This window comes from Aeromonas sp. S19(2024), assembly GCF_041402625.1.
Lineage (GTDB): Bacteria > Pseudomonadota > Gammaproteobacteria > Enterobacterales > Aeromonadaceae > Aeromonas > Aeromonas caviae.
Map to the genome: position 1 here is coordinate 569078 of NZ_JBGLQU010000001.1, position 25003 is coordinate 594080.

Consider the following 25003-nt stretch of genomic DNA (forward strand, 5'->3'; position numbering starts at 1 on the left):
GTCAACTAAATCCGGACACACAGTTAAGCCGATTTTCGGCCTCTGCTGGCGGTATCCCATCATTGTGTTGATGCGGGCGCCGCCAGTTGTAGTAATCCATCAGGTAGTAGCTGATATCCCGCTTGGCTTCCCGCAGGCTCATGTACCCCGTGGTCGGAAGCTATTCCGTCTTGAGGCTCCTGAACAGCCGCTCCATCGGCGCGTTATCCCAGCAGTTGCCACGCCGACTCATGCTCTGGGTCATGCGATAGCGCCACAGCCGTTGCCGAAATACCCGGCTGCCGTATTGGCTGCCCTGGTCGGAGTGAAACAGCACGCCAGACGGGCAGCCCCGTTGCTGATACGCCATGTCGAGCGCTTTCACGGCCAACTCAGCATCAGGCCTGCCGGACATCGCCCAGCCCACGACCCGTCGGGTGTGGAGGTCGAGCACCGCGGCCAGGTAATGCCAGCGGCCACCTGCCCATACGTAAGTGATGTCGCCGCACCACACCTGATTGGGTTGCTGGACATCAAATTCACGCGCCAGAAGATTGGGAATATCCGGTCGTTCAGACCGCGCGACCTGATAACGATGAGCTCCCGGTTGTTTGGAGACCAGCCCGGCCTCCTTCATCAGGCGACGCACCTTGAACCGACCAATCTGATGCCCCAGTGCCCGCATCATTGACATCAAGGCCCGGCTGCCAGCTGAGCCTCTACTCTCTTTGAACAAACACCGTAACTCACTTCTCTGCTGCACCCGTTCACGGTTAATTGTGCGCCTGCGAGCCAGATAGTCGTAAAAACAGGCGGTTGGTATACCGAAAGCGCAACAGACCAGGGTGGTGGGGGCTTGCTCCCTTAATCGGTCTATCAGCGCGTACGTTCGAGTTCGTCCGCCATCAAGAGAGCAGTAGCCTTTTTTAGAATGGCCTTTTCGCGTTCAAGCCGGTTGATGCGGGCTTCCAACTCCTGAATTTTTTGCTGCTCAGGGGTCAGCGCCCGGTTAGCAGGTGTAGCGCCACTTCGTTCTGATTGAAGTTGCTGAACCCATCGACGCAGCACGGTTTCGCCGACATCCAGTGAACGGCTGGCTTCGGGGACTGAATAGCCTTGGTCGAGCACCAGGGATGCAGCTTCCAGCTTGAACTCGGCAGTAGATGAGCGACGTAATCTTGTCATTGAACACCTCAGGTCATCGTGGCGACTGTTCCACCTAAAATGGTGTCCGGGATGATTAGACCACTACAGTGCGGGCGGTGTGCGTGGCGTGTGGCAACGTCACGACTTGCTCTCCAAGCATGACCGCTTGTTGCGCCTCGAGAAAACCCACAGGGAACAGACGATTGAGCTCAATGACGAGCAGATCCGCCTGCTCGAGCGCTTCAGCCCCGAGTTTCGCGAACGCCAAATTGAGGTTCACTACACCGGGGAACTGGTGGCGGTCGACACCTTCTTCGTCGGCGCACTCAAGGGGGTGGGCAAGGTGTATCTGCAAACCGTACTGGACTGCTACAGCCGCCACGCCTGGGGACGGCTCTACACCAGCAAGCTGCCGGTGACCTCGGTTCATGTGCTCAATGAAACGGTATTGCCGTTCTTCGAAGCCCATGAGGCGCGGGTCTATACCATCCTGTCGGACAACGGGCGCGAGTTCTGCGGCCGCCCTGACCATCATCCCTACGAGCTGTTCCTGCAACTGGAGGGGATTGAGCACCGGACCACCAAGGTACGCAGGCCGCAGAGCAACGGCTTTATCGAGCGGCTACATCGCACCCTGCTGGATGAACACTTCCGTATCAAGGGGAGGACAACCTGGTATGAGTCGGTAGAGCAGATGCAGACAGACCTGGACAGCTATCTGGATCACTACAACACCCAGCGGCCACATCAAGGCAGGATGATGGAAGGACAGACTCCCTACAGCATGTTCAAAAAGGGTCTGAAATTGATACCGAAGGAAGTGCGCACTAAAGTAGCGTAAACAAGACACCGGTTTGAGGCCGGTGTCAGGTGATAACTAGATCTGTACACACCAATAGAAACGCCTCCACAAAGGAGGCGCTTCTATATCTCGAATCATTAGCTTGATGTTCTCAAGGCCATGTGATGCGGATGATACCTAGACCTGTGCTCATTGTACCCATACAACTTTTATATAGGTCAATCGACATTTTATTTAAGGCCCTGCTTTCGCGATGATATACCAGTCATCTAAACTGTCATATCTAGGTACGTCTTATACCCCATCCTTCTGGCAGTATTAGTGGGTTAGATAAAAAAATCTATCCAGACTAACTTTCTCCATGACATAGTCACGACCAAAAATAACTTCACACCACCACACGCACTATAAAATGCGTCTAAATCCCTGGGAAATAATGAGTATTTTAATGTTCATCAAACCAGATAACCTCAAAACGTTCCCTTACGTTTTCGTCAACCACTCAGAAAACTGCTTCTCGTCATGAAAGGTTGATGGTTCATCATTCCATCACGAAATTCTATAATACCTAAACAACTCTGCAAGCTTACCTTTTGAGTACTCACCTCTCTGACAAAACTGGCTTTCAATTACTTCCCTATTCTCGACAAGAGCATTCGGCACTTCAGTTGTTTGGCTTTTGCTTGCAAGACCAATAATCGTTTGCAATATTTCGCAAGCGGTAGACTCATCATCTTCCCTGATTAAAAATTCGATAGTTTCACTTATAAAACAAAATGCTTCAGATGGACTCATTTTGCAGATGGCATCATCTCTAAACTTTTCAAAAAACCACTCATCCTCTATAGAGCCTGAGTTCCAATGCTGAATAGCCTCATTCAGTGCATCACGATATGACATAATCACCCCCTAATTTTGACACCACCCAAAAATCCTGACATCACATTTAAGAAGAGTTCAAATTTTCCAAGATCATTATCTATACTTATGAAAATATTAAACCATAAATCAATGCACTTCTGCATACTCTCTTCACAAAATCTCGACTACCCACATGGTCAAGATTTTAGATCTGCCCATATCTCTGTATAAAAACTCGCACATCTGGTACCCACAAAGGCGAAGTCCGTCACCATACCTTTCTTATTTATTATATCAGTACACTGCTCTCGTCCTTGACTCTCTTATAAAGTTACGCAACTAACACCTTCACCATCTCTGGCGTCCCTATTCCGACGAACCCTGACTCTGGATCATCAAAGGCACCAACCATTTTAAGAACCAGACCATTACTTTTAACAATCTCGCACAATAACCTTGTATCTATCAATTCACTAGCATTCCACCCTCTGCATATTAACGCATGAACTTCAAACTCTTCTGGCACAGCAATAAGATAGGAGCATGATTCCTCCTCCATCAAACTCACCACTGATTCAATTGACAACTCAGATAATTGAGCAGCACCAAATAACTTCAACTTTCCATCTGATTCTACTAGTTCTTCCAAAAAGTGAGCTGCATGGCTTATCTCTACCCCTCGTTCCTTTAATCTCTTAAAAAGTTTATTGTGTCTTATAATCCGTGTATCACTTTGCCAAACTGAGTCACCAACAACACACCACAACTTAAATCCAGGTATTTTTTTAACAATAAGACTAAAAATAAACCTTAAAACTATAATTCGCGCTTCAAGGCGATTTCGAGAAGAAATCTGCCATCGAACGGCAGCTACCTTCAAATTAACCATTTGAGAAATTTCACTGAGATTGTACGTTTCGTTTTCTCTTGAAACGTCCAACGTGCATACAACATTAATATTAGTCATCAATGTCTTCACCAGCCTTGTCATTCAAGTGGGCCATCTATTTTCATGATCGCCATGGGTCCTGTTCATGACCTACAGTATTATCACTGATTTTACCGTTCTGGTATTTATTCCAGAGCCTAAATCTCATGTTGCAACGCACCTTCTTTGCAACCCTCGTCACCTCCTATGTAATGCTGGCAACGTTAGCAGCACTCGCCGTTGATCCGGTAGCCTTGGTGTTGATTTTGACACTCACATCAACATTAATAGAATATTACTCTATGAGGGATCATATATAAAATCATGATGTATCCGACATTACCAATGTGCACCTATAATATACATAGACCGTATCAAACATTGTTAAATACATCCAGATGATAGTCACCGGTTTCTTCCCAAGCATAAGGGAAAATAGCGTGACTCCCTCGACTCAAAATTACTTTTATGGCATCGACTACATTTAGGTTGAAAGTAGATGTTTTAGTTTCTCTAGATATAAGAGACGACAATTCATCTATCAACAGAGTAAAATCACCATCATGAACGGTCTCTTTAACGATTTCTTTTGAAAACAAAATACCACTTTCACTCTCAGATATAAAATTCAATATGAATTTAGCATTTTCCCGTGTTAGCCTAACGACACCATAAAAGATTACGTAATTATCACTAAAAACTGTTCTCTCGAGAATAAAGCTCAATGGTTGTCCATCAACAAGTTTATTTATCGACCTACTTAGTCCATTGTATCGCACAATACGAGAGTCCAATCTCCAAGAAGGGCTAACGATAAAACAGTATATATCTATTTTTTTAGAAAGATATTTATCCTCTATATAATTAAATATTATAGATGCAGAGTCTTTCCATGCCGAATAACTCTCACCGTTTACATAGATTTTAGTAACACTTACAGTGTCTTTCAGAGACGACTTGTCAAACCGATTAAACTCATAGTCATCATCACTCACCATACAATGATCACAAAAAAGTTTATTCATAGTGTTAATATTCATGATAGTTACTCATTAACCCCTTACCACCATTATTTAAATGCGCTTCTTTATATCCATTTACATCGGATAAATTATGGTCTTCGGGATGATATTGAACTTTATAACTGTCACCAAAGTCATACTCTATCGCCGTTCTTCTCGTACCTAACTTATCCGCGGGAAGACCTTTAAATGGGTTAAATGTGTCTGCGATGTCGGTATTTTTGCACCTCTTTTAGTAGCTCGAAAGGTCTGTCTCTTTGGCTTAAGCCGCTTTACATCCTTGGGATGTCGAATTTTTTCCCCCCGCAGCACCTTCTGTCTTGGTGGCAACTTTAGCAGCACTCGCCGTTGATCCGGTAGTCTTGATATCGATGAAACCAATATGAAGCATCTTGGCTCCTGAATCCAGCCTTGGAAGAGGGAAACTCTGCGATATGGCGATATGGCGATATGGATATGAGATTTACGATCAGGGATTACTTGTATTTTTCCATCCCCTCCCTTTACAACAGGATTTTCAGTGAAGTGTGAGAAAGAGTGATTCAGCAAGCTGCATATTAAAAACATCAAAGATATGAGCTTTAATAACTACAGGTTAATATCATCAAGAATTCTTTGAAGCTTATCGGGATCAGCAGCATTACCAAAATAATACTCTTTTCCTCCGTCAGCTTTAAATTCTTCAGGAGTTTTCATTTCATAAAGGACATCATATTTTCCTGACAATAAATCCTCCAACCCATCGGCATCATTCCAAGTTGATACTCTGATGTATGGACCTGAATCATCGTTGATCAATACAACTATTCGCTCACCTGTTTTTGAATCAATCATAGCCTTACCAATCAATACTCTTAAACCAACCTAGTTCTTCCTGGGCTGGGGCTATTTTCGTACTAAAACATCTTAATTCCGTTTAGGTCTCGTACGATCTGGTTTTTAGGAATTTACTTCCGTTTCTTTAACACGAGTTTTTGTCATATCGAACTCAGAGCCATCTTTGTATGTAATCTTAACTCCAAACTCACCTGGTTGACCACCTAATAGAATTGTATTTTTTGTGGTGCGAGTGGAGATTGTTCCAATTTCGTCTTCCCCCTTTACAACCCCCAGAGTCTCCTCTGCCTTGGTGGTAACTTTAACAGCACTCGCCGTTGATTCGGTAGCCTTTATCGATGAAACCAATATGAAGCATCTTGGCTCCTGAATCCAGCCCTGCGAGAGCGAAGCTCTGCCGATACTACTCAAGAGCAGTGACTCATATATCACGTTGAATGCTATAGAGTCAGGCATCAACCAGATTTTCAACTACACCCAACCAACTCGATTCTCGCTTCCTAGAATAGGAAACGAAGGCATCTTGCCATAATCACAGTGATCTTTCTTTTCGTGAACTACTTTAGTGATAGCTATATCTGCACAATCATCGTAACTCTTTGCAATGTCATTTAATCGGAGGTTACATCTCCAATATCAAACAGACCTAATTCTTTCTTATCCTTTGATTGATACCGAACAGTCGTTTTGTCAACCCATCTAATATCACCAATACGAGCATTAAATAAAAACTCATCCGGTTCTTCAGAGAAAAGGTGTTCATTAAGAAGCTCTTTACCATCATTATCTTTTATCACAATGAAACAGTTAAATGCTTCTTCATCATGACTTCCCACCAACTCAGCTGACATGCTTTTATTCCGACTTAACTTACGTTTTATTGTGTATAAATTCACAAAATTTTCTCGAACAACCATCTCGTACGCTTCATGAAAGGGGCTCTTCGGCCATCCTTCCATATCGCACAATGAAATAAGTGAGCTGTATAGTGCATCAAGAAGAAACCTTTTCTTGGCGATTATATTCAACCCCTCAAAATAGTCAAAATCGAACGTCTTATAATACTTAATCACTGAGCTACTTAACTCAGTGGTACCAACTCTTTCATCTGGCCCACAAAGTTTTACAACAACCCTATAAACACCATCTGTTTCTATAGGATCAAAGTGGCGCTCAAAATGGGCACAAACACATCTGCTGAACAGCGTGAATTTTCGTGCCAAACCAAGTTCAAGTTTAAATGCCCACAAACTAAATTCTGTCAGTTTCATATCCATACAAACCTATATTGTTTGGCCTTTTTTGATATGGCAGTTCATACTCTGGTTGGCGAATGCCTTCTTCAAAGTGGATTTTCCTTCCCTCGATATTGCTCCAAATTCAATTGATGAGCCATCATCTTCAAGTTGATAATTGACTCCATGGGAAGCACTACTTTCATTAAGTCACTGATCGCTGATGTCTTTCTTTTCACTATCGATGTCTGTATCCTGAATCAGATAGAGAAACTGATTTTAAGTACTCATAGTCGCATCTCAGTGTACTTCTTTTCAACTCAGCTGATTTCTCTTCCTTGACTGCAACACTAGTAGCCTCCCCAGCAAGCAGGTACGAAGGGGGCTGGCATCATCACGGTTATTCTTATTTTCCGAACAACGTCATTGACAAGATTTCTGATACCAGTTCGAGTGTTGGCAACATGCTCAGCAGATAATCGGCAAGATAAGATTGTGAGCAATCTTGACATACATAACTTTTCTTCCGGGTTGTAAGCTACCCTCAAAAAAATGCATGAATATCATTCATGATTGATTACTCAAGATAACACTTCCATCACCTGTTCTCGGGTATGGGTGTAGTGACGTTTATTAGCAAACCACATTTTCTTTAGCGTTGGAATATCCAATAAGGAAGTCAGATCTCCATCTTCAATGGTTGTGTCCCCTATAAAGATGATACTTTCTAATGATTGGCTGTGTGCAAGTGGCCTCAAAGATTTAACTGTCCCACAGTCAGTCAATACAATCTCTTTGAGGTTTTTTAGCTCACTCAAAATAGCTATATCATAAACTCTTTTACAGTTTTCAATTTCTATAATCTCTATCTGCTGACACTTATCTATGCCTGAAAGATCTTCTAGCTTAGGACAGTCGGCCAAATCTAGAATGGATAACGAGCTAAGCTCCTCTATTCCTGACAATGATTTTATTTTTTTGGAGGTTAGTTGTAGACGTCTTAATAAAGACATTCTATTAAGTTCTTTCAAGTTTTCTGAAGGATAGTTAACAATATTTAGCAGATTCAATTCATCACAAGCGAAAATCGTCTTCGCTTTAGGCCTCCAAAAAAGCTTAAGTAGTTTTAATTTTTTTAGTTTGGAAAAATCAGGAGCCTTCGTAAACTCACACTGTAATCCTAAATATTCAAGATTACTGATAGACTCTAATGGAGTGATATCCTTGACACCCCAAGAATAAATTTCAACGCCAGAAAGAGAAGGCAAGTAATTTATAAATGAAATGTCATTTCCATTCCAGCCTGCGGATTGACTTAAACGGAGCACTGAAATATTTTCTTTATCGATTATCGATTTAAAACTATCCGACCAAGGAGCTGTCAAGACAAGGCAACGTCCCATTCCATTTTCAACCTCATCGATAAAATATTTTTCATTATTTATCAAAGAATTAGTTCCTGTTTATGACAATGGGGTAAATTTTGTTTGATACGTTTTAGAGAAATGGGCAAGCATACCACTCATGGTTCTTAATTCGATGTTCCTCCACCGACTCTTCATCTATCTTCCAAGTAAAATTCTGTAACATGAACATATTGATTACAGCCTAACTAACTTTACACTTATCTTAATAATCATAGGATTTAACAAATGCTTATCGAAATATCAACTGACTCTAATCAATCATAATAGCCATTTTCAAAGACAATAATACTTTCGGCAGATGATGGTGTATTGTCATCTGCATCAGGAGCGTATGCACCTATACCCAACACATGGGATGTTAGCGATTCAGACTCTACTTCTAGGCCTTTGTCTTTATCTGAAAGATACGTGATCAAGTCCTTGAAATGAATTTTTAGCAAGTCCATTTCTTCGAACTCTGGAACCGCTGGTTCAGTAAACTCTATCGCCTCCAAAACGCCAGAGGCGTTGTAATATGCGAACACACCTAAATTCTCAAAGTAATCACATGGGAACACAGACTCCTCCGTTCTTTTAAAAGAATCAAATACTTCCCCTAATAATAACCTCACTTGGTCAGGAGTCATGCCAAACTTGATTTTCCCTGCCCCCACAAAGGGGGAAATTAAAAATCGCATAAAATACTCTCACTTAAAAATCAGTCACATGCTACAGACACATTTCAGCATTTCGTTTTGGTATCATCTGTTTAATGGAATATTTCAATGATGTATATCAAATGCCTTTATTCATTCTTTTGGGCAAGCGCTTAGCCCGACAGGGCACTACACCACAGCAATAATTTGACCGTATTTAATCCAAAATAAAAACGCCCCAGGCGGGGCGTTGTTTTCATGGCGGCCATTACATGGCGTTGGTGGATTCGAAAATCTTGTCGGCCGACGCCTCGACGAAGCCAGGGTAGAGCACGCCATCCGCCTGCGGGTAGCGCAGGGCGAACTCGTAGAAGCAGCTCGGGATGGTGCGCACACCGTCGCTGAAGGGCACCTCGGCCTTGTCTGCCATGGTGGAGGATTGCTCCAGCATCACCTCGGGATCGCCCTTCACCTCGCCGCCAACGGTGTTGAGCACGAAGCCTGCCGCCTTGAGCGCCGCATTCACCTGCTGGATGGTGTCGAAGTCCTTCAGGCGGTTGATGTTGACGGTGAAGTGGTTGGCACGATAACCCCAGGCGGCCATCCAGGCGGCATACTCGCTCTCTGCCAGCAGGGTCTGGTAGTCGGTGTGAGAGACCTGCCAGGGCGCGCCGGCGTAGAGGAAGGCCGGGGTGTCGGTGAGGTGATCGGGTACCTGATCCACCAGCTTGTGGATGATGGCCTGGGCACCTTCGGAGAGCTCTTCCACCTTCAGCTCGCTGATGAACACCTTGGGCGCATCAGGATCTTTATGCTCGAAGTGTTTGGCATAGAGCTTCTTGGCCTTGAATACATACTCGCCCTTCTCTTCGTACCCCAGGGCGCGGAAGTGGGCCGCCAGTTTCTCGAGATCGAGCTTGGGCAGGTTGTAGGTCCGAAACGCCACGTGATCGTTGATGATGGGGGCACCGCCGCCCAGCAGTTGATGAACCTTGTGAGCACTGGGGGTGACCTGAATGTAGTTGTCCCACAGATGGCCAAACAGGGTGTCGATATCCTTTTGCATCTCTCTTTCCTTTGATTGCGGGTACAGACAGGGGCACCTGTTCAGTGCCCCTCTTTCATTTTCTTGTTATCAGAAGGTCAGACCGGGAGACAGCTGATCCGGCATAGCAGCCTTGCTGTCTTCGACGGAGGCGACCGGGTAAGCACAATAGTCGGCGGCGTAGTAGGCGCTCGCTCTGTGGTTGCCGGAGGCACCGATGCCGCCGAAGGGGGCGGCACTGGAGGCGCCGGTGATGGGCTTGTTCCAGTTGACGATACCGGCACGGATGCGCTTGAAGAAGTGGTTCCAGTCCGCTTCGTTGTCACCGAGCAGGCCGGCCGAGAGACCGAAACTGGTGGCGTTCGCCTTCTCGATGGCCGCATCGAAGTCGTCGTAGCGAATGAGCTGCAGCAGCGGGCCGAAGTACTCTTCATCCGGCAGCACGCTGACCGCGGTCACGTCTATGATGCCCGGGGAGACAAAGCCGGTGCCCGCTTCCAGGTGCTTGAGGGCAAGCAGGCTTTCACCACCGAGGCGCTGCAGGTTGGCTTGCGCCTCGACCATGCCGAGTGCGGCCTTCTCGCTGATCATGGCGCCCATGAACGGCTGCTCGGCGGCGTCATAGAAGCCGACCTTGATCTGGCCGACCACCTCCACCAGGCGCTTGACCAGGGCATCGCCCCGCTCGCCGCGCTCGACAAACAGACGGCGCGAGCAGGTGCAACGCTGGCCGGAGGTAATGAAGGCGGACTGCACGATGGCATGGACGGCGCCGTCGATGTCGCTCACATCTTTCACGATCAGCGGGTTGTTGCCACCCATCTCCAGTGCCAGGATCTTGCCCGGCTGGCCGGCAAACTGCTGATGCAGGAAGTGGCCGGTACGGGAGGAGCCGGTGAAGAAGAGGCCGTCGATGTCCGTATTGCCCGCCAGCGCCTTGCCGGTGTCGACCTCCCCCTGCACCAGGTTGAGCACCCCCTTGGGCAGCCCCGCCTCCTGCCACACCTTGACCATGGCTTCAGCCACCATGGGGGTCAGCTCGGAAGGCTTGAACACGACCGCATTGCCGGCGATGAGCGCTGGCACAATGTGGCCGTTGGGCAGGTGGCCCGGGAAGTTGTAGGGGCCGAACACGGCCACGACGCCATGGGGCTTGTGGCGCACGAACGCCTTGGCGCCCGGCATGGGGTTTTCCACCGTGCCGGTGCGCTCGTCATGGGCACGGATGGAGATGGCAATCTTGCCCTGCATGGCCGCCACTTCGGTGCGGGTCTCCCACAGGGGCTTGCCGGTTTCACGGGCGATGGTCAGGGCCAGCGCCTCCTTGTGCTCGCCGAGCAGGTCGGCATAGCGGCGCACGATGGTAAGGCGCTCTTCAAGGGCCAGATCGGACCAATGGTAGAAGGCCGTGCGGGCCGCCTTGACGGCCGCATCCACCTGGGACTGGCTTGCCGCCTCACCACGCCAGATCACCTCGTTTTTGGCCGGGTCGATGGATTCGAACGGCTTGCCTTCACCGGCCAGCCACTGGCCATCGATAAACTGGACTAAAGACATCATCAATTCACTCCCTGTGGGTACGCAGGCCGCCTCGGCAGCCTGTCTCAATGCTGTGCTGCGGGGCGGGTCAATCCAGATCGACGACGCGCACCATGTCGCCATTTTCCACCTTGAGGGCGGCCGCCATCTTGGGTGGAATGATGGCTTCGTGCTTGTCCAGATCGACCCGGATGTTGCCGTAGCAGGCGCGGTATTGCTCGAACCTGGTGTTGCAGATGAGGTAGGTATGGCCGCCGATGGGCTCACCCACCAGCACCGCCAGCTTCTGGCTGCGGCGCACGCTGCGAATGTTCTTCACCTCGCATTCGACGGTGGGGCCGGCGTCGAAGATGTCGACATAACCGCGATTCACGAACCCCTCATCCTGCAGCATCTTGAGGGCAGGCCGGGTCTTTTCGTGGGTCTTGCCGATGACGGCGCGCGCCTCGTTGCTCAGCAGATTGACGTAGATGGGGTACTTGGGCATCAGCTCGGCGATGAAGCGCTTCTTGCCGATGCCAGTCAGATAGTCGACGGTGGGAAAATCCATCGAGAAGAAATGTTTTTGCAGCCACTCGTAGAAGGGGCTGTGGCCGTTGCCATCGGAGACACCACGCATCTCGGCAAAGACGGTACTGTCAAACAGCTCGGGGTGTTCGGCCATGAATAGGAAACGGTGCTTGGAGAGCAGACGGCCGTTGAGCCCCTCGCGGGCGCATTCACGCAGAAACAGGGTGCAGAGCTCGGAATTGCCGGTGTAGTCGTTGGAGAGGGTGAGGGTTTCCACGACATTGTAGATGCCGAGCTTGGGGGAGGAGTGCACCACCTTGCCGATGTGATAGTTGTAGAACGCCTGGGACAGGCCGACCGCCGCGTCGATGGCGCAGGTACCGACCATCTCCCCGGTCTCCAGATCCTCGGCCACGAAGAAATAGAGGCACTCGCCCTTGCCGGCGGGCTTGTCCAGGAAGGTCTGGGTCGAGGCATCGATCTTGCGTTGCAGCAGCTCATCGTTGACCGGCAAGGATGTCATGCCGGTGCCGGATTCGATGGCACAGGTCTTGAGGCCGGCGAAGTCGCGCTGCTCGATAGGACGGATAACCAACATAAATGACAACTCCCTTTCATTGACGACAGGTGGGGTCCCGGCTCCTGCCGGGAGGGCTCCCCACCTCAATTTGGATCAGGCGTTGACCACCTGAGCGACCGCTTTCTCGAACCGGGCCAGCCCTTCCTTGATGTCCGCTTCCGGGATCACCAGGGAGGGGGCAAAACGCACCACGTTGGTACCGGCAACCAGCGCCATCAGGCCCTGATCGATGGAGGCGAGCAGGAAGTCTCGGGAGCGGCCCTTGAAGTCATCGTTGAGCACGGCGCCCAGCAGCAGGCCCTTGCCGCGCACTTCGCTGAAGCAGTGGTACTTGGCGTTGATGGCTTCCAGCCCTTCGCGGAACAGCTGCTCGCGCTGCTTGATGCCGCTCAGCACTTCCGGGGTGTTGACCACGTCGATCACCGCCTCGGCCACGGCACACGCCAGCGGGTTGCCGCCGTAGGTGGAGCCGTGAGTGCCCACTTTCAGGTGGGAGGCGATCTCGGTGGTGGTCAGCATGGCCCCGATGGGGAAGCCACCGCCCAGCGCCTTGGCGCTGGTGAGGATGTCCGGGGTGATGCCCAGACCCATATAGGCAAACAGCTCGCCGGTACGACCGACACCGGATTGCACCTCGTCATAAACCAGCAGGGCGTTGTGCTTGTCGCACAACTCGCGCACACCCTTGGCAAACTCGTCGGTGGGGCTGATGATGCCACCCTCGCCCTGCAGCGGCTCCATCACCACGGCGCAGGTGTTGTCGGAGATGACGGCAGCCAGCTCCTCCAGGTTGTTGTAGGCGACGTGGGTGATGTCGGCAGGCTTGGGACCGAACCCATCGGAGTAGGCAGCCTGGCCACCCACGCTGACGGTAAAGAAGGTACGGCCGTGGAAGCCCTGGTGGAAGGCGATGATCTGGGTCTTGTGGGCCCCGAACTTCTCGATGGCGTAGCGGCGGGCCAGCTTGAGGGCCGCTTCGTTCGCTTCGGCACCGGAGTTGCAGAAATAGACCTTCTCGGCGAAGGTGGCGGCGACCAGTTTCTTGGCCAGGCGCAGGGCCGGCTCGTTGGTCATCACGTTGGAGAGGTGCCACAGCTTCTCACCCTGGGATTTCAGGGCCTCGACCAGTTTGGGATGGCAATGGCCCAGGCCATTGACCGCGATCCCGCCCGCGAAATCCACATACTCGCGGCCTTCCTGATCCCAGACACGTGACCCCTCGCCGCGCACCGGGATGATTTTGGCCGGCGCATAGTTGGGAACCATCACTTCATCAAACACTTCACGTGTCACTGCCAACAACTCTGACATATTGCTCTCCTGCTATCTCGCGGCAGAATAATCCACCGCCCAAAAGTTAAATCCGTGTAAACGTGGCGGAATTATCACAGAAAAAAAGTAAAAAGTCTGTAACTTAACCGCCTATAAGGAACAATGTTCGATTGCCTTTGAGATTTTAGGCAACCGCATTGCATAACGGCTCAGGGGGTGTTGGCAAGAGATAATTTGGACAGGGAGGAGGGTGAATAAAGTCTCAGGGAAATTTTTTTTTGCCTCATGACGGTTTTGAGACAGACATCGCAATTTTTTCAGGAAACGGCCAAAAAGTTGGCCAGCAACTGGTGCCCCTGTTCGCTCAAGATGCTTTCCGGATGGAACTGCACTCCCTCCAGCGCCAGTGTTTTATGCCGCAGCCCCATGATCTCGTCCTGGCTGCCGTCGGCATGTTCGCTCCAGGCGGTGACCTCGAAACAGTCGGGCAGCGACGCCGCCTCCACCACCAGAGAATGATAGCGGGTCACCCGCAGCGGGTTGTTGAGCCCCTTGAACACCCCCTCCCCTTTGTGACGGATGAGAGATGTCTTGCCGTGCATCACCTGACGGGCACGCACCACCCGGGCACCAAAGGCCTGTGCCAGGGACTGATGGCCGAGACAGACGCCGAGGATGGGGATCTCGCCGGCAAAACGGGAGATGGCGGCCAAAGAGATGCCCGCCTCGTTTGGCGTGCAGGGGCCGGGAGAGATCACCAGATGGCGGGGGGCAAGCCGGGCTATCTCCTCCAGGCTCAGCTCATCGTTGCGCCTGACCACCACCTCTTGCCCCAGAGCGCCGAAGTATTGCACCAGGTTCCAGGTAAAGGAGTCGTAGTTGTCGATGAGTAGCAGCATGCAAACACCCTGGGAATAAGACAGAGACGGTGATCGGACTGCCCGTTGCGAGCGCGGGCAGACAAACGCCGCGCATTCTGGCATGTCTCTTTGCGTTAATAAACCGGCGATCACCTCACCTGCTGTGCAGTCTGTCCACTCTTCAATGGCGATCCGGGCCTGTCGACCCCACCCGGCGGTGGGCCTGTCCCCGACCGGGCAGCATCAACCGCTCCATGTCAGGATGGCAAGGTAAAAGAGACGGGAGGCGACCGGGAAAAGAGCACAGGACGTGACAGGCAGATGGGAAGGAGTCACCTTGGCAAGGGCTGGCAACGGACCTCAGCGGTCCAGATAACGGCCCTGTTCCAGTTCCCGTTCCCGCTGGCACTCGGCCAGATAGATGGCAGCCGCGATGGCCGGGGTCTTGTGGTGCTTGTCGATGGCGTTGGAGACCATCAACTGCAAGGTATTGAGGCTCTTGGCCTTGCGAAACTTGCGCAGCCAGTGACCCTTGTCACCCAACTCTTCACTCAGGGTTTGTGATTCGACAGACATGCTTTCTCTTGGGGCAAAGCCCGTGTTTGACATTGGGGAGGTTGCGACAAACCGGAAGGTGTAAAACAAAGAAAGCCAGGCATCCACCCAGCTCTCTTCTACTACACCTTCCCAGTATGTCAGGCTCGAGGAACGAAGCCGACGACATCATATACGCTGATCAGGGTTTTTTCAGCCCTTTCACGCGCCTTTTGTGCGCCAGCCGCCAAAATGGCCTGCAGATGGGCCTCATCCTGACGCAGCTCGCGGAAGCGCGCCTGGATGGGTTCCAGCAAGGCGACCACGGCATCGGCCGTTTCACTCTTGAGGTGGCCGTACATCTTGCCTTCGAAGTGCTGCTCCAGCTCCGGGATGGAGCGGCCGGTCACACCGGACATCAGGGTCAGCAGATTGGAGACCCCCGGCTTGTTTTCGGGATCAAAACGCACCACGGCCGGCTCGTCCGAGTCGGTCATCGCCCGCTTGATCTTCTTGACGATCTGCTTGGGATCTTCCAGCAAGCCGATGAAGTTGGCCTCGTTGTCGTCGGACTTGGACATCTTCTTGGTCGGGTCCTGCAGGCTCATCACCCGGGCCCCTTCGGTCGGAATGAAGGGTTCCGGCAGGGTGAAGACTTCGCCATAGAGGTTGTTGAAGCGGGTGCAGATGTCGCGGGTCAGCTCCAGATGCTGCTTCTGGTCATTGCCAACCGGCACCTGATTGGCCTGATAAAGCAGAATGTCGGCCGCCATCAGCACCGGATAACCGAACAGGCCGACGTTGACGTTGTTCTCGAAACGGGCGGACTTGTCCTTGAACTGGGTCATACGCGACAGCTCGCCCATCTGGGTGTAGCAGTTCAGGATCCAGCCGAGCTCGGCGTGCTGGGGCACGTGGGACTGGATGAAGACGGTGCTCTTGGCCGGGTCGATGCCCACCGCCAGATAGAGGGCGGCTGCGTCGAGGCACGCCTTGCGCAAGGCGGCCGGATCCTGGCGGGTGGTGATGGCGTGCAAATCGACGATGCAATAGAGGCAGTCGAAGTCATCCTGCATGCTGACCCACTGACGCAGGGCTCCCATGTAGTTGCCGATGGTCAGCTGGCCCGAGGGTTGGGCACCGCTCAATACGATTGGTTTAGTCATCAGAGTAGTAATCCTTGTTATCCGCCAGCCCGGTCTGGATCAGACCAGCAGGGCGTCGAGTTCGGCAAACTGCTCGCAAACCCAGTCGGGGCGGGAGTCTGCGATAGGGCGGCCATAGTTGTAGCCATAGGTGAGCCCCACCACCTTCATGCCGGCGGCCTGGGCGGCCAACACGTCATTTTCGGAATCCCCCACCATCAGGGTGCGGGACGGGCTGACACCCAGCTCGTGGCAGGCGTGCAACAGCGGCTCCGGGCTCGGTTTCTTGACGGGTACGCAGTTGCCCCCGAGCCAGAGTGCGAAACAGTCGCTGATGCCGAGGGCCTCCAGAATGGGCTGCACGAAGTGACTGGGTTTGTTGGTCACCACGGCCTGCTGGTAACCCAGCCCCTGCAGACGGCGCAGGCTCCGGGCCACTCCGTCATACATGGCCAGGCCTTCCAGCAGACAGGCCTGATAGTGACGGTCGAACAGGGGGCGGGCCTTGGCAAACTGCTCCGGGGCGTCGCGGTAATCGAGAGCCCGCTGGATCAGCTTGTCGGCACCGTTGCCGACCCAGGTACGCACCACGGCCTCGTCGGCCTCGGCCAACCCCAGCTCCGCCAAGGTACGGTTGACCGCCAGCGCCAGTTGCGGGGCGCTGTCAATCAGCGTGCCATCCAGATCGAACAGCACCAGGTCAAAGGGGCGATCAGCGACGGACATGGGCAAGCTCCGCGCGCATCTGGTCGATCACCGCCTTGTAATCCGGCTTGCCGAAGATGGCAGAGCCCGCCACGAACATGTCGGCACCCGCCTCGGCAATCTCGCGAATGTTGTCGACCTTGACCCCGCCATCGATTTCCAGGCGAATGTCGCGGCCGCTCTCGTCGATCAGGCGGCGCACCTGGCGCAGCTTGTCGAGGGTGCCGGGGATGAAGCTCTGACCGCCAAAGCCCGGGTTGACCGACATCAGCAGGATCACGTCCAGCTTGTCCATCACGTACTCCAGGCAGGTGAGCGGGGTCGCGGGGTTCAGCACCAGACCGGCCTGGCAACCCTGCTCCTTGATGAGGCCCAGGGTGCGATCCACGTGATCGGAGGCTTCCGGGTGGAAGGTGATCAGGCTGGCACCGGCCTTGGCAAAATCAGGCACGATGCGATCCACCGGCTTGACCATCAGGTGCACGTCGATGAGCGCTTCGATGCCGTAATCGCGCAGCGCCTGACAGACCATGGGGCCTATGGTCAGGTTGGGGACATAATGGTTGTCCATCACATCGAAATGGACCACGTCGGCCCCGGCGGCCAGCACCTTGGCCACATCCTCACCCAGACGGGCAAAGTCGGCGGAGAGGATAGAGGGGGCAATCAGAAAGTCTTTCATCAGCGTCATCCATTGGCAGCGTGGCAGAAAAAACGGCGCAATTTTATCGCAAAAGGGCGATGAAAACGACCCGCATCTACTGAACACGCCGCTCCGGCACCATCGCCGGCAAACGATGCCAGGCGCGGCTCACGGAATGCCAGCGGTAGCATCAGAAATGACAACGGCCCCCTCAGGGACCGTTGTTCACTCAGCCGACGGCAACCAGCTCCGCCTCACCGGGATAATAGCCCTGTTCGGGCTCGATGCCGGGCGGATAGAGCGCCAGCAGCTCGGCCACCTTGTTGCGACCACCGCCGTTGCGGCTGATGGTGCGCTTGACCAGGATCTCGTCGAGCCGGGCGCCACGATAGAGCTCGCGGGTCAACTCGATGTCATGGTTGCTGATGAGCACGGGCACCCCTTTATGGGCGGCGGTGTGGCGAGCCAGCCTGGCCAGCAGCGCCTGATCGTCCAGGGTGAAACCGCCTGCCGAATAGGTGGTGAAACTCGCCGTGGTGGAGAGGGGGGCATAGGGCGGATCGCAGTAGATCACCCAGTCTTCCTCTGCACGGGCCATGGCGTCGGCATAGCTTTCACAAATGAACGTCGCCTTCTGCGCCTTCTCGGCAAAGGCCCACAGCTCTTTCTCCGGGAAGTAGGGTTTCTTGTAGGAACCGAAGGGAACGTTGAACCCCCCCTTCTTGTTGTAACGGCACAAGCCGTTGAAACCATGGCGATTCAAAAACAGGAACAACTGAGCCCGTTCAAACCCGGCCGCGGTCTGGTTGAACTGGGTACGCAGCCGATAATAGGCGGTCTTGTGGTTGTGCTCGGCCACGAACAGCTTGCGGGCCTCACTGATGAAGCTGTCCGGCTGCTGCTTGAGGTGGTTGTAGAGGCCAATGAGATCCGGATTGATGTCGTTGAGCACATAGGCGTCGTAATCCGTGTTGAGAAACACGGATCCCGCCCCGACGAAGGGCTCCAGCAACACACGCCCGGCCGGCAAACGCTCGGCGATCTCTTCGACCAGGGAGTATTTTCCCCCGGCCCATTTTAAAAACGCGCGTGTTTTTTTCATGGAAGTCCGGTGTTGACAAGGCTATGCCCAAAAAAGGGGGGTGATTCTACCCCCTTCTTCGGGTGGCTGGCTATTGCTTCAATTCTTTTTGTATCTGGGCGAATGACTTGGGCCAGGGTTGTCCCTTGAGCAAGGCAGGTGACAGCTTGCGAATGGCCGCCTTGGCCTGGGCACTGCTGGCGTAGTCTCCCTGCACCACCACATACCAGGGACTGCCACGGAAACGGGTCTTGTAAACCCACACCTTGCCCGCCAAGCCATGCTCGGCCACAAAGCTGTCTACCGCCTTGGTGTTGCTCGCCCCCATCAACTGGATGCTGTAGTGATTCTTCGGCTTCTTGTTGAGAGTCGCCACCGGCGTCAACGCCACCTTGGCCGCTGGGGCCGCGACCGGCGCTGTCTGCGCGCCACTGGCCGGTTGAGCCTCTGTCCGGGCCGGGACACTGTTCGGGGCCGGATTCTTGACCTGGGCCGTCGTTCCGGTCGGGACCGCACGGGAACCACTCCCCACCAGCTCATCCACCACGGCCGTGGGCAAGGCGCCGCTGACGTTCGGCTGGTTCATCAATTTCTCGACCACTTCGTCGGAGATGACGACTCGGCGCCCCTCATAGTTGGTTGACTCCGTGGTGACCGTCTCGCTCTCGACCTTCTTGGGCAAGGGCTTGGCATCGGACTGCCAATCGCGGGCAACCTGATTCCCTGACGGGATGGCAGCGGCGCCACTGCTCGCCTGAGTACTCAAGGCCCCGCTCGCCGCACCGACGTTCACAGGATCGCTTGAGACGGGATCGGGCAACGCCGTCCCCTGGGACGGTGCCTGGGCGGGGTACTGGCCTGCACTGTCGAACAGGGGCAGATAGCTCAGGGCCAGCAACCCGCCCGCCACCAGGGCAAGCACGATCGCTATCTTCTTGACGGGCAACTCGGCCTGACGTTTCTTGGGCCTTCTGTCGGTCATGGTATCCTCCAGTAACTGCATGATGGCTGACGGATGTCCGCCCGCCTCATTCAGGATCTCTTCCACTTTCGGCTTGGGCAAGAGGGCTGTCGGGATCTTGAGCTCTTTGGCCTTCTCATACAAGAAGATACGTTGCTCAGGAGCGCTCAGTGGCGCGACTTCCAGCTCGAGGGCTGGCATGGCCCGTCCCTTGAGGAGCGCCTTCTGGTTGCGACACCAGGCGTCATCACCCGAGAGCAGGATGGCCAGTTTATGAGGAGATGCCAGGGTATCGTTGTGACGACAGAGCGCCCACAACTCCCCCACCAGCTCGGCAGGCAAGGTATCGGCACGTTCGATGATGAGCAGCAGTCTGGCAGGCTTGTCACCCACCATGCGAAAGAAGCTGTCCGCCAGGGCATCCTGCGCGTTGAACAGGGGACGTGCCACCACCTGCTGCAACAGCAGCTGGCGCACATCCGCCATCTTCATGGACGGGCTGCCGATGAGGCTGGCCACCCGCACCGCATCGGGCAGTTGGGCAAGCAGCGACTCGCACAGTGTGCCACGGCCACTGCCTGGCTTGCCGGAGAGAAAAACAAAGGGGTGGTTGAACTCGATCAGGTGCAGCAGCCGGTCAACCAACTGCCGCTGAGAAGGCAGCTTGAGCAATTTATTAGTGGTCACGACCAGACTCGATCACCGCCATCAATTGCTCGTCTGTCACATCGGCCACGACCTGGGCCTGTCCGATCCCGATCGGCAGCACCAGCCTCAGTTTGCCTTCCAGCACCTTCTTGTCACGGCGCATATGGCGAATAAAGGCGGCAAAATCCATATCGGACGGTGCCTTGACCGGCAAATCGGCGGCCAACAGCAGATCGCGGACTCGTGCCACCTCTTGCGCCGTCATGTCGCCACGGGCCAGGGCCGTCTCGGCCGCCAGCATGGTTCCCGCCGCCACGGCTTCACCGTGCAGCCAGTTGCCATAACCCTTCTCCGCCTCGATGGCATGGCCGAAGGTATGTCCCAGGTTCAGCAAGGCGCGCACGCCGTGCTCGGTCTCGTCCTGACCGACCACATCGGCCTTGATCTCGCAGCAGCGGCGAATGGCATAGGAGAGTGCATCACCGTCGAGGCGCTGCAGGCGGGTCATGTTGGTTTCAAGCCAGGAGAAGAAGGCGGCATCCCAGATGATGCCGTATTTGATCACCTCGGCCATGCCGGCGGCAAATTCCCGGGCAGGCAGGGTCTTGAGGCAGTCGGTATCGATGATCACATGCTTGGGCTGATAGAAGGCACCCACCATGTTCTTGCCGAGGGGATGGTTGACGGCGGTCTTGCCGCCGACGGAAGAGTCAACCTGGGAGAGCAGCGTGGTAGGCACCTGAATAAACGGAATGCCTCGTTGGTAGCTTGCCGCAGCAAAGCCGACAACATCACCTATCACACCGCCCCCCAGAGCGATCAGAGTGGTATCACGGCCATGGCTGGTTTCCAGCAGAGCAGACATGATCCGCTCGAAGGTCGCCAGGGTTTTGTAGGCCTCGCCATCGGGCAGGATCAGGTGTTCCACCTGAAAACCGGACAGCAACTGAATGATCTGTTCAAGATACAGGGGCGCGACCACGGTATTGGTCACTATCATGACCCGCTTGCCCTTGATCGTCTGCGCCAGTACCTCGGGGCGTTGCAACAGACCGGCAGCTATCTCTATCGGGTAGCTGCGTTCACCCAGTTCGACCTTCAACCTTTCCATGGACGTCCTCTAATGAATTACATACCAATCAACTTGACGATTTGATTAGCGACAACTTTGGCACTCTGGTCATCCGTCTGGATGACAAAATCGGCAACCTCTTCGTACAGGGCGTTGCGCTCTTGCGCAAGACGCTCAAGCACTTCACGGGGCGGCTCTTCGGTTTGCAGCAAGGGACGACGCTTGTCTCTCTGGGTTCGCGCCAATTGCTTTTCAATGGTGGTTTCGAGGTAGACCACGATGCCGCGTGCGGAGAGTTTGTTGCGGGTTTCACGGCTCTTGATGGCACCGCCACCCGTTGCCAGCACGATACCCTGCTGTTCGGCGAGTTCACCGATCACCTTCTCTTCGCGGATCCGGAAGCCTTCTTCGCCTTCAACATCGAACACCCAGCCGATATCGGCACCACTGCGGCGCTCAATCTCATGATCTGAGTCGAAAAACTCCATGTGCAGTTGTTCTGCCAGATGTCTACCTATGGTGCTCTTGCCCGCACCCATGGGACCTATCAGGAAAATATTGCGTTTCTCAGCCATGTCTTTTCGTTAGTAATTACAAACTGTATGGCCCCGGTAAACACTCGACCGGGGTACCTATGAACCTTATCTTGCGATGGATCAGGAGGGGGATTATCTCAGTAGAAACCAGGACTGGCAACCGCAGCCCTTACGCCCCAGCCTCATCGGGGCGTAAGGTTATATGTGTTTTACTCTCACAAGTAAAGGTTTCAGAGGGCGTCGGTCACTATCCTCGGGGTCACGAAGATCAGCAGTTCACGCTTCTTGTTTTCACTGGTGGTTTTCTTGAACAGATAGCCCAACCCGGGGATATCCCCCAGCAGCGGCACCTTGCTGACATCGCTCTTGATGGTCTGTTGATAGATGCCGCCAAGCACCAGAGTTTCACCGTTGTTGACCAACACCTGGGTGGTGATGGACTGGGCGTTGATGGACACCGCATCCCCGGTCCCGGTCGGCACGGTTTCACCCTTGGTATCCTGAGTCACGGTCAAGTCCAGGATCACCCTGTTGTCCGGGGTGATCTGCGGTGTGACCTTGAGGCTCAGCACCGCCTTCTTGAAGGTGACCGAGGTCGCCCCGCTCGAAGAGGACTCCACATAGGGGATCTCGGTCCCCTGCTCGATCAGGGCGGGCTTCTGGTTGGCCGTGGTGACACGCGGACTGGCGATGATCTCGGCCTTGCTCTCCTTTTCCAGAGCCGAAAGCTCAAGATCCAAAAGGGTGCCATTGGCAAGACGGGCAACCTGGAACGCCAGGGTGCCGGCCGCGTTGGTCACCGGCAGGTTGACGTTGAGTCTGTCTTCTACGTTGGGGCGAGTGATGGTGGAACTGCCATCATTGTTTCCGGCGCCATCATTACCCTCTATGGTGCCCGAGGTGCCGTTGCCATGACCGTCTGTCTTGGTCACACCCCAGCGCACCCCCAGTGCCTCATCGAAACCATCATCAATGGTCACCATGCGCGCCTCGATCACCACCTGCTTGACCGGGATATCGAGGATATCCAGCATCCGCTTGACGTTGCTGATGACATCCGCCGTGTCCTTGACCACCAGCACATTGGTACGTTCATCCACGCTGACCGCCCCTCTGGGGGAGAGCAGCTTGGTGCTCTCGGAGGAGAGCAGGGCCGCCACTTCCGATGCCTTGGCATAGTTGATCTGCAGATACTCGGTGTAGAGGGGAGCGAGATCCGCCACCTGGTTGCGGCTCTCCATCTGCTGTTTCTCGCGAGCGGCAATCTCGTCCGCCGGAGCCACCAGCAGGATGTTGTTGTCCAGCCGTTTGTCCAGCCCTCTGACCTTGAGGATGATGTCCAGCGCCTGCTCCCAGGGCACGCCATCGAGACGCAGCGTGATGTTGCCGGAAACCGAGTCCGTGGTCACCAGGTTCAGATTGTTGAAATCGGCGATGATCTGCAACACGGTACGAACAGGAATATCCTGGAAGTTCAATGAGATGGGCTTGCCTTGGTACTGCTTCGCCGCCGTGGTGGCCACCCGTTTTTTCACCTCGATGATGAACATCTTGTCGGCCTGATCGTAACGGTAGTCAAACTGGCCGTTCACCGAGAGCTCGAACAGGGTGTCATTGCCCTGGCGGAACACCTCCACCTGGGAGACCGGGGTAGCAAAGTCCTGCACATTGATGAGGTTGAGCTGATCATCAGGCACCCGGGTACCGTGGAACTTGGCCAGCACTTTCTGACCACGGCTGCTGACATCCACCGCCGCCGAACTGTTGTCCAGCGTCACGAGGAACTCCCCCTGCCCCTCCTTGCCACGGCGAAAATCCACGCCCTTGACCGAGTTGAAGTAGGCGCCCCCCATGTTTGCCTGAGACACGGACAACACCGGCTTGCCGGGGGCAACGGGCGAAGGAGCCACAGTAGGTGTGGAAGCCATGGCCGGCTGAGCCTGATACTGGGACTGGTTCTGGGCAACTCGCTGGGTGTCAATCAATGCAGACTGAGTCACCGGCTGGCTTCTGACGAGCGCAGACTGACCGGCTGCAACAGGCGCCGCCGAGGAAGCGACCGGCTGCCCTGCCTTGTCTCCCAACGCCACCAGCAATTTATTGCCCTGCTGATGGACCTGATAGGGGGTGAGCTGATCGAGGGCGATCTTGATGTCGAGCCCCTGCCCCTTCCCCTCCACCAGGAGGTTGTTCACCCCTTGCTGCTTGATGGGCAGGGGATTGACCGTCAGGGCACCGATGGCCCCGGGTACGTGCAGCAGAAGCTGATTGGGTTCATAGGTCAACCTGTCCGTAAAACCGCTGACCGGTTCGCTGAAGCTGAGCTCCAGCAGGAGTTGATCGGCCAGCAGGGGATTCACCTTGACCTCCTGCAACGCGGGTACTGCCCACACCTGAGTGCATCCGCCCAGCCACAGCAGCGCCACACCGGTCATCCTTCTTATTGTTGTTCTCATCTCTGCTCATCCCTGATCATAGTTTTGCGTCGAGATTGGCCATGGCCAGCTGGGTTTCTCGGGTGACCCAGCATCCTTTGCCATCCGGTACCGTCTCCATCAAGTCAACATGCGTGTTCGTTATCTTGATGACCCTGCCCTGATCCAGCCCCATGTGCTGGTTGAGCCCGACGCGCACGGCTTGCCCGTCCGGGGTTTTGATCAATGCCCACAACTGCCCCTGCTTGCCGATGGAGCCTTTCATGCTCAGGCTGGCAAGCGAGTAGCGTTCCAGCACCTCCTTTTCCCGATTGGCCACTATCTGGGCACAGTCCGGCTTGGCCTTGGCATCCAGCCTGGAACTGGTTTCCGGCTGGGGTGCAATAAACGGACTGCGCTGATCGCTGCGTTGATAGACCATGGGAGAGAAGGGCTTTATCTCCGGCAAAGATTCGATCGGTACCGGCTTTCTGGCCTTGGTCTGTTTGACATACTCATCCATGTCCTCCTGTCCCCCACAGGCCGTCAACAGCAGCGCCGACAAGAGAAGTACGCCCGCTCTCAT

Annotated in this window: 23 protein-coding genes and 2 pseudogenes; 1 reads left to right on the forward strand and 24 read right to left on the reverse strand. The window is 53.8% G+C overall.

All coding sequences use genetic code 11. The features are described from left to right. Position 1 precedes the first annotated feature (1 nt). A pseudogene (locus tag ACB037_RS02720) lies at positions 2–1164 on the reverse strand (IS3 family transposase). Positions 1165–1231: 67 nt separating this feature from the next. Here ACB037_RS02720 and ACB037_RS02725 point away from each other — a divergent pair. Continuing rightward, positions 1232–1966: pseudogene (locus tag ACB037_RS02725) on the forward strand (IS481-like element ISAs19 family transposase); the annotation flags it as partial. A gap of 510 nt (positions 1967–2476) precedes the next feature. Here ACB037_RS02725 and ACB037_RS02730 read toward each other — a convergent pair. From ACB037_RS02730 to ACB037_RS02840, 23 genes are all read right to left on the reverse strand, one after another. Continuing rightward, complete coding sequence (locus tag ACB037_RS02730; RefSeq protein WP_342040877.1) at positions 2477–2827, reverse strand: hypothetical protein; 351 nt, start codon at positions 2825–2827, stop codon at positions 2477–2479. A 292-nt stretch (positions 2828–3119) separates the two neighbouring features. Then, complete coding sequence (locus ACB037_RS02735; RefSeq protein WP_139737946.1) at positions 3120–3767, reverse strand: hypothetical protein; 648 nt, start codon at positions 3765–3767, stop codon at positions 3120–3122. A 323-nt stretch (positions 3768–4090) separates the two neighbouring features. After that, entirely contained in the window at positions 4091–4756 is a 666-nt protein-coding gene (locus tag ACB037_RS02740; protein WP_319859109.1) for a hypothetical protein, read from the reverse strand. A gap of 570 nt (positions 4757–5326) precedes the next feature. Next, positions 5327–5572, reverse strand: a complete 246-nt coding sequence (locus tag ACB037_RS02745; RefSeq protein ID WP_139737944.1) for a hypothetical protein — start codon at positions 5570–5572, stop codon at positions 5327–5329. 105 nt (positions 5573–5677) lie between these two features. After that, positions 5678–6046 (reverse strand): hypothetical protein, encoded by a 369-nt coding sequence (locus ACB037_RS02750; protein WP_139737943.1) that lies wholly within the window; start codon positions 6044–6046, stop codon positions 5678–5680. A 140-nt stretch (positions 6047–6186) separates the two neighbouring features. Further along, the gene (locus ACB037_RS02755; protein WP_139737942.1) at positions 6187–6846 is read right to left on the reverse strand and encodes a hypothetical protein; all 660 of its coding nucleotides are present in this window, start codon (positions 6844–6846) and stop codon (positions 6187–6189) included. A gap of 545 nt (positions 6847–7391) precedes the next feature. Further along, complete coding sequence (locus ACB037_RS02760) at positions 7392–8258, reverse strand: leucine-rich repeat domain-containing protein (protein ID WP_319859108.1); 867 nt, start codon at positions 8256–8258, stop codon at positions 7392–7394. Positions 8259–8491: 233 nt separating this feature from the next. After that, positions 8492–8914 carry a hypothetical protein gene (locus ACB037_RS02765; protein ID WP_319859107.1) on the reverse strand — a complete coding sequence of 141 codons (423 nt, stop codon included), beginning with the start codon at positions 8912–8914 and terminating at the stop codon, positions 8492–8494. A 226-nt stretch (positions 8915–9140) separates the two neighbouring features. Further along, positions 9141–9938, reverse strand: a complete 798-nt coding sequence (locus ACB037_RS02770; protein WP_371174854.1) for a DUF1338 domain-containing protein — start codon at positions 9936–9938, stop codon at positions 9141–9143. 69 nt (positions 9939–10007) lie between these two features. Further along, on the reverse strand, positions 10008–11477 hold the full coding sequence (gene astD, locus ACB037_RS02775; protein WP_371174855.1) for a succinylglutamate-semialdehyde dehydrogenase: 1470 nt from the start codon (positions 11475–11477) through the stop codon (positions 10008–10010). Positions 11478–11544: 67 nt separating this feature from the next. Next, entirely contained in the window at positions 11545–12564 is a 1020-nt protein-coding gene (gene astA, locus ACB037_RS02780; protein ID WP_039039587.1) for an arginine N-succinyltransferase, read from the reverse strand. A gap of 75 nt (positions 12565–12639) precedes the next feature. Next, positions 12640–13857 carry an aspartate aminotransferase family protein gene (locus tag ACB037_RS02785; protein WP_041212571.1) on the reverse strand — a complete coding sequence of 406 codons (1218 nt, stop codon included), beginning with the start codon at positions 13855–13857 and terminating at the stop codon, positions 12640–12642. Between the two features lie 278 nt (positions 13858–14135). Continuing rightward, a complete protein-coding gene (locus ACB037_RS02790) occupies positions 14136–14717 on the reverse strand; it encodes an aminodeoxychorismate synthase component II (RefSeq protein ID WP_041215622.1) in 582 nt (193 codons plus the stop codon). Between the two features lie 321 nt (positions 14718–15038). Beyond that, positions 15039–15254 carry a hypothetical protein gene (locus ACB037_RS02795; RefSeq protein ID WP_010673831.1) on the reverse strand — a complete coding sequence of 72 codons (216 nt, stop codon included), beginning with the start codon at positions 15252–15254 and terminating at the stop codon, positions 15039–15041. Between the two features lie 119 nt (positions 15255–15373). Continuing rightward, complete coding sequence (gene trpS, locus ACB037_RS02800; protein ID WP_010673830.1) at positions 15374–16378, reverse strand: tryptophan--tRNA ligase; 1005 nt, start codon at positions 16376–16378, stop codon at positions 15374–15376. Between the two features lie 39 nt (positions 16379–16417). Further along, positions 16418–17083: a phosphoglycolate phosphatase gene (locus tag ACB037_RS02805; RefSeq protein ID WP_049636543.1), complete on the reverse strand. Its 666-nt coding sequence runs from the start codon at positions 17081–17083 to the stop codon at positions 16418–16420. Continuing rightward, positions 17070–17744 carry a ribulose-phosphate 3-epimerase gene (gene rpe / locus ACB037_RS02810; RefSeq protein ID WP_010673828.1) on the reverse strand — a complete coding sequence of 225 codons (675 nt, stop codon included), beginning with the start codon at positions 17742–17744 and terminating at the stop codon, positions 17070–17072. The genes ACB037_RS02805 and rpe overlap by 14 nt, the downstream gene beginning before the upstream one ends. Positions 17745–17934: 190 nt before the next feature. Next, on the reverse strand, positions 17935–18807 hold the full coding sequence (locus ACB037_RS02815; protein ID WP_029314124.1) for a Dam family site-specific DNA-(adenine-N6)-methyltransferase: 873 nt from the start codon (positions 18805–18807) through the stop codon (positions 17935–17937). A 70-nt stretch (positions 18808–18877) separates the two neighbouring features. After that, a complete protein-coding gene (locus ACB037_RS02820; protein ID WP_371174856.1) occupies positions 18878–20434 on the reverse strand; it encodes an SPOR domain-containing protein in 1557 nt (518 codons plus the stop codon). Next, complete coding sequence (aroB, locus tag ACB037_RS02825) at positions 20424–21506, reverse strand: 3-dehydroquinate synthase (RefSeq protein WP_039039582.1); 1083 nt, start codon at positions 21504–21506, stop codon at positions 20424–20426. The genes ACB037_RS02820 and aroB overlap by 11 nt, the downstream gene beginning before the upstream one ends. A gap of 17 nt (positions 21507–21523) precedes the next feature. Further along, complete coding sequence (aroK, locus tag ACB037_RS02830; RefSeq protein WP_010673824.1) at positions 21524–22042, reverse strand: shikimate kinase AroK; 519 nt, start codon at positions 22040–22042, stop codon at positions 21524–21526. A gap of 191 nt (positions 22043–22233) precedes the next feature. After that, positions 22234–24459, reverse strand: a complete 2226-nt coding sequence (locus ACB037_RS02835; RefSeq protein WP_323948508.1) for a type IV pilus secretin PilQ family protein — start codon at positions 24457–24459, stop codon at positions 22234–22236. Positions 24460–24475: 16 nt separating this feature from the next. Further along, on the reverse strand, positions 24476–25003 hold the full coding sequence (locus ACB037_RS02840; RefSeq protein WP_029314119.1) for a pilus assembly protein PilP: 528 nt from the start codon (positions 25001–25003) through the stop codon (positions 24476–24478).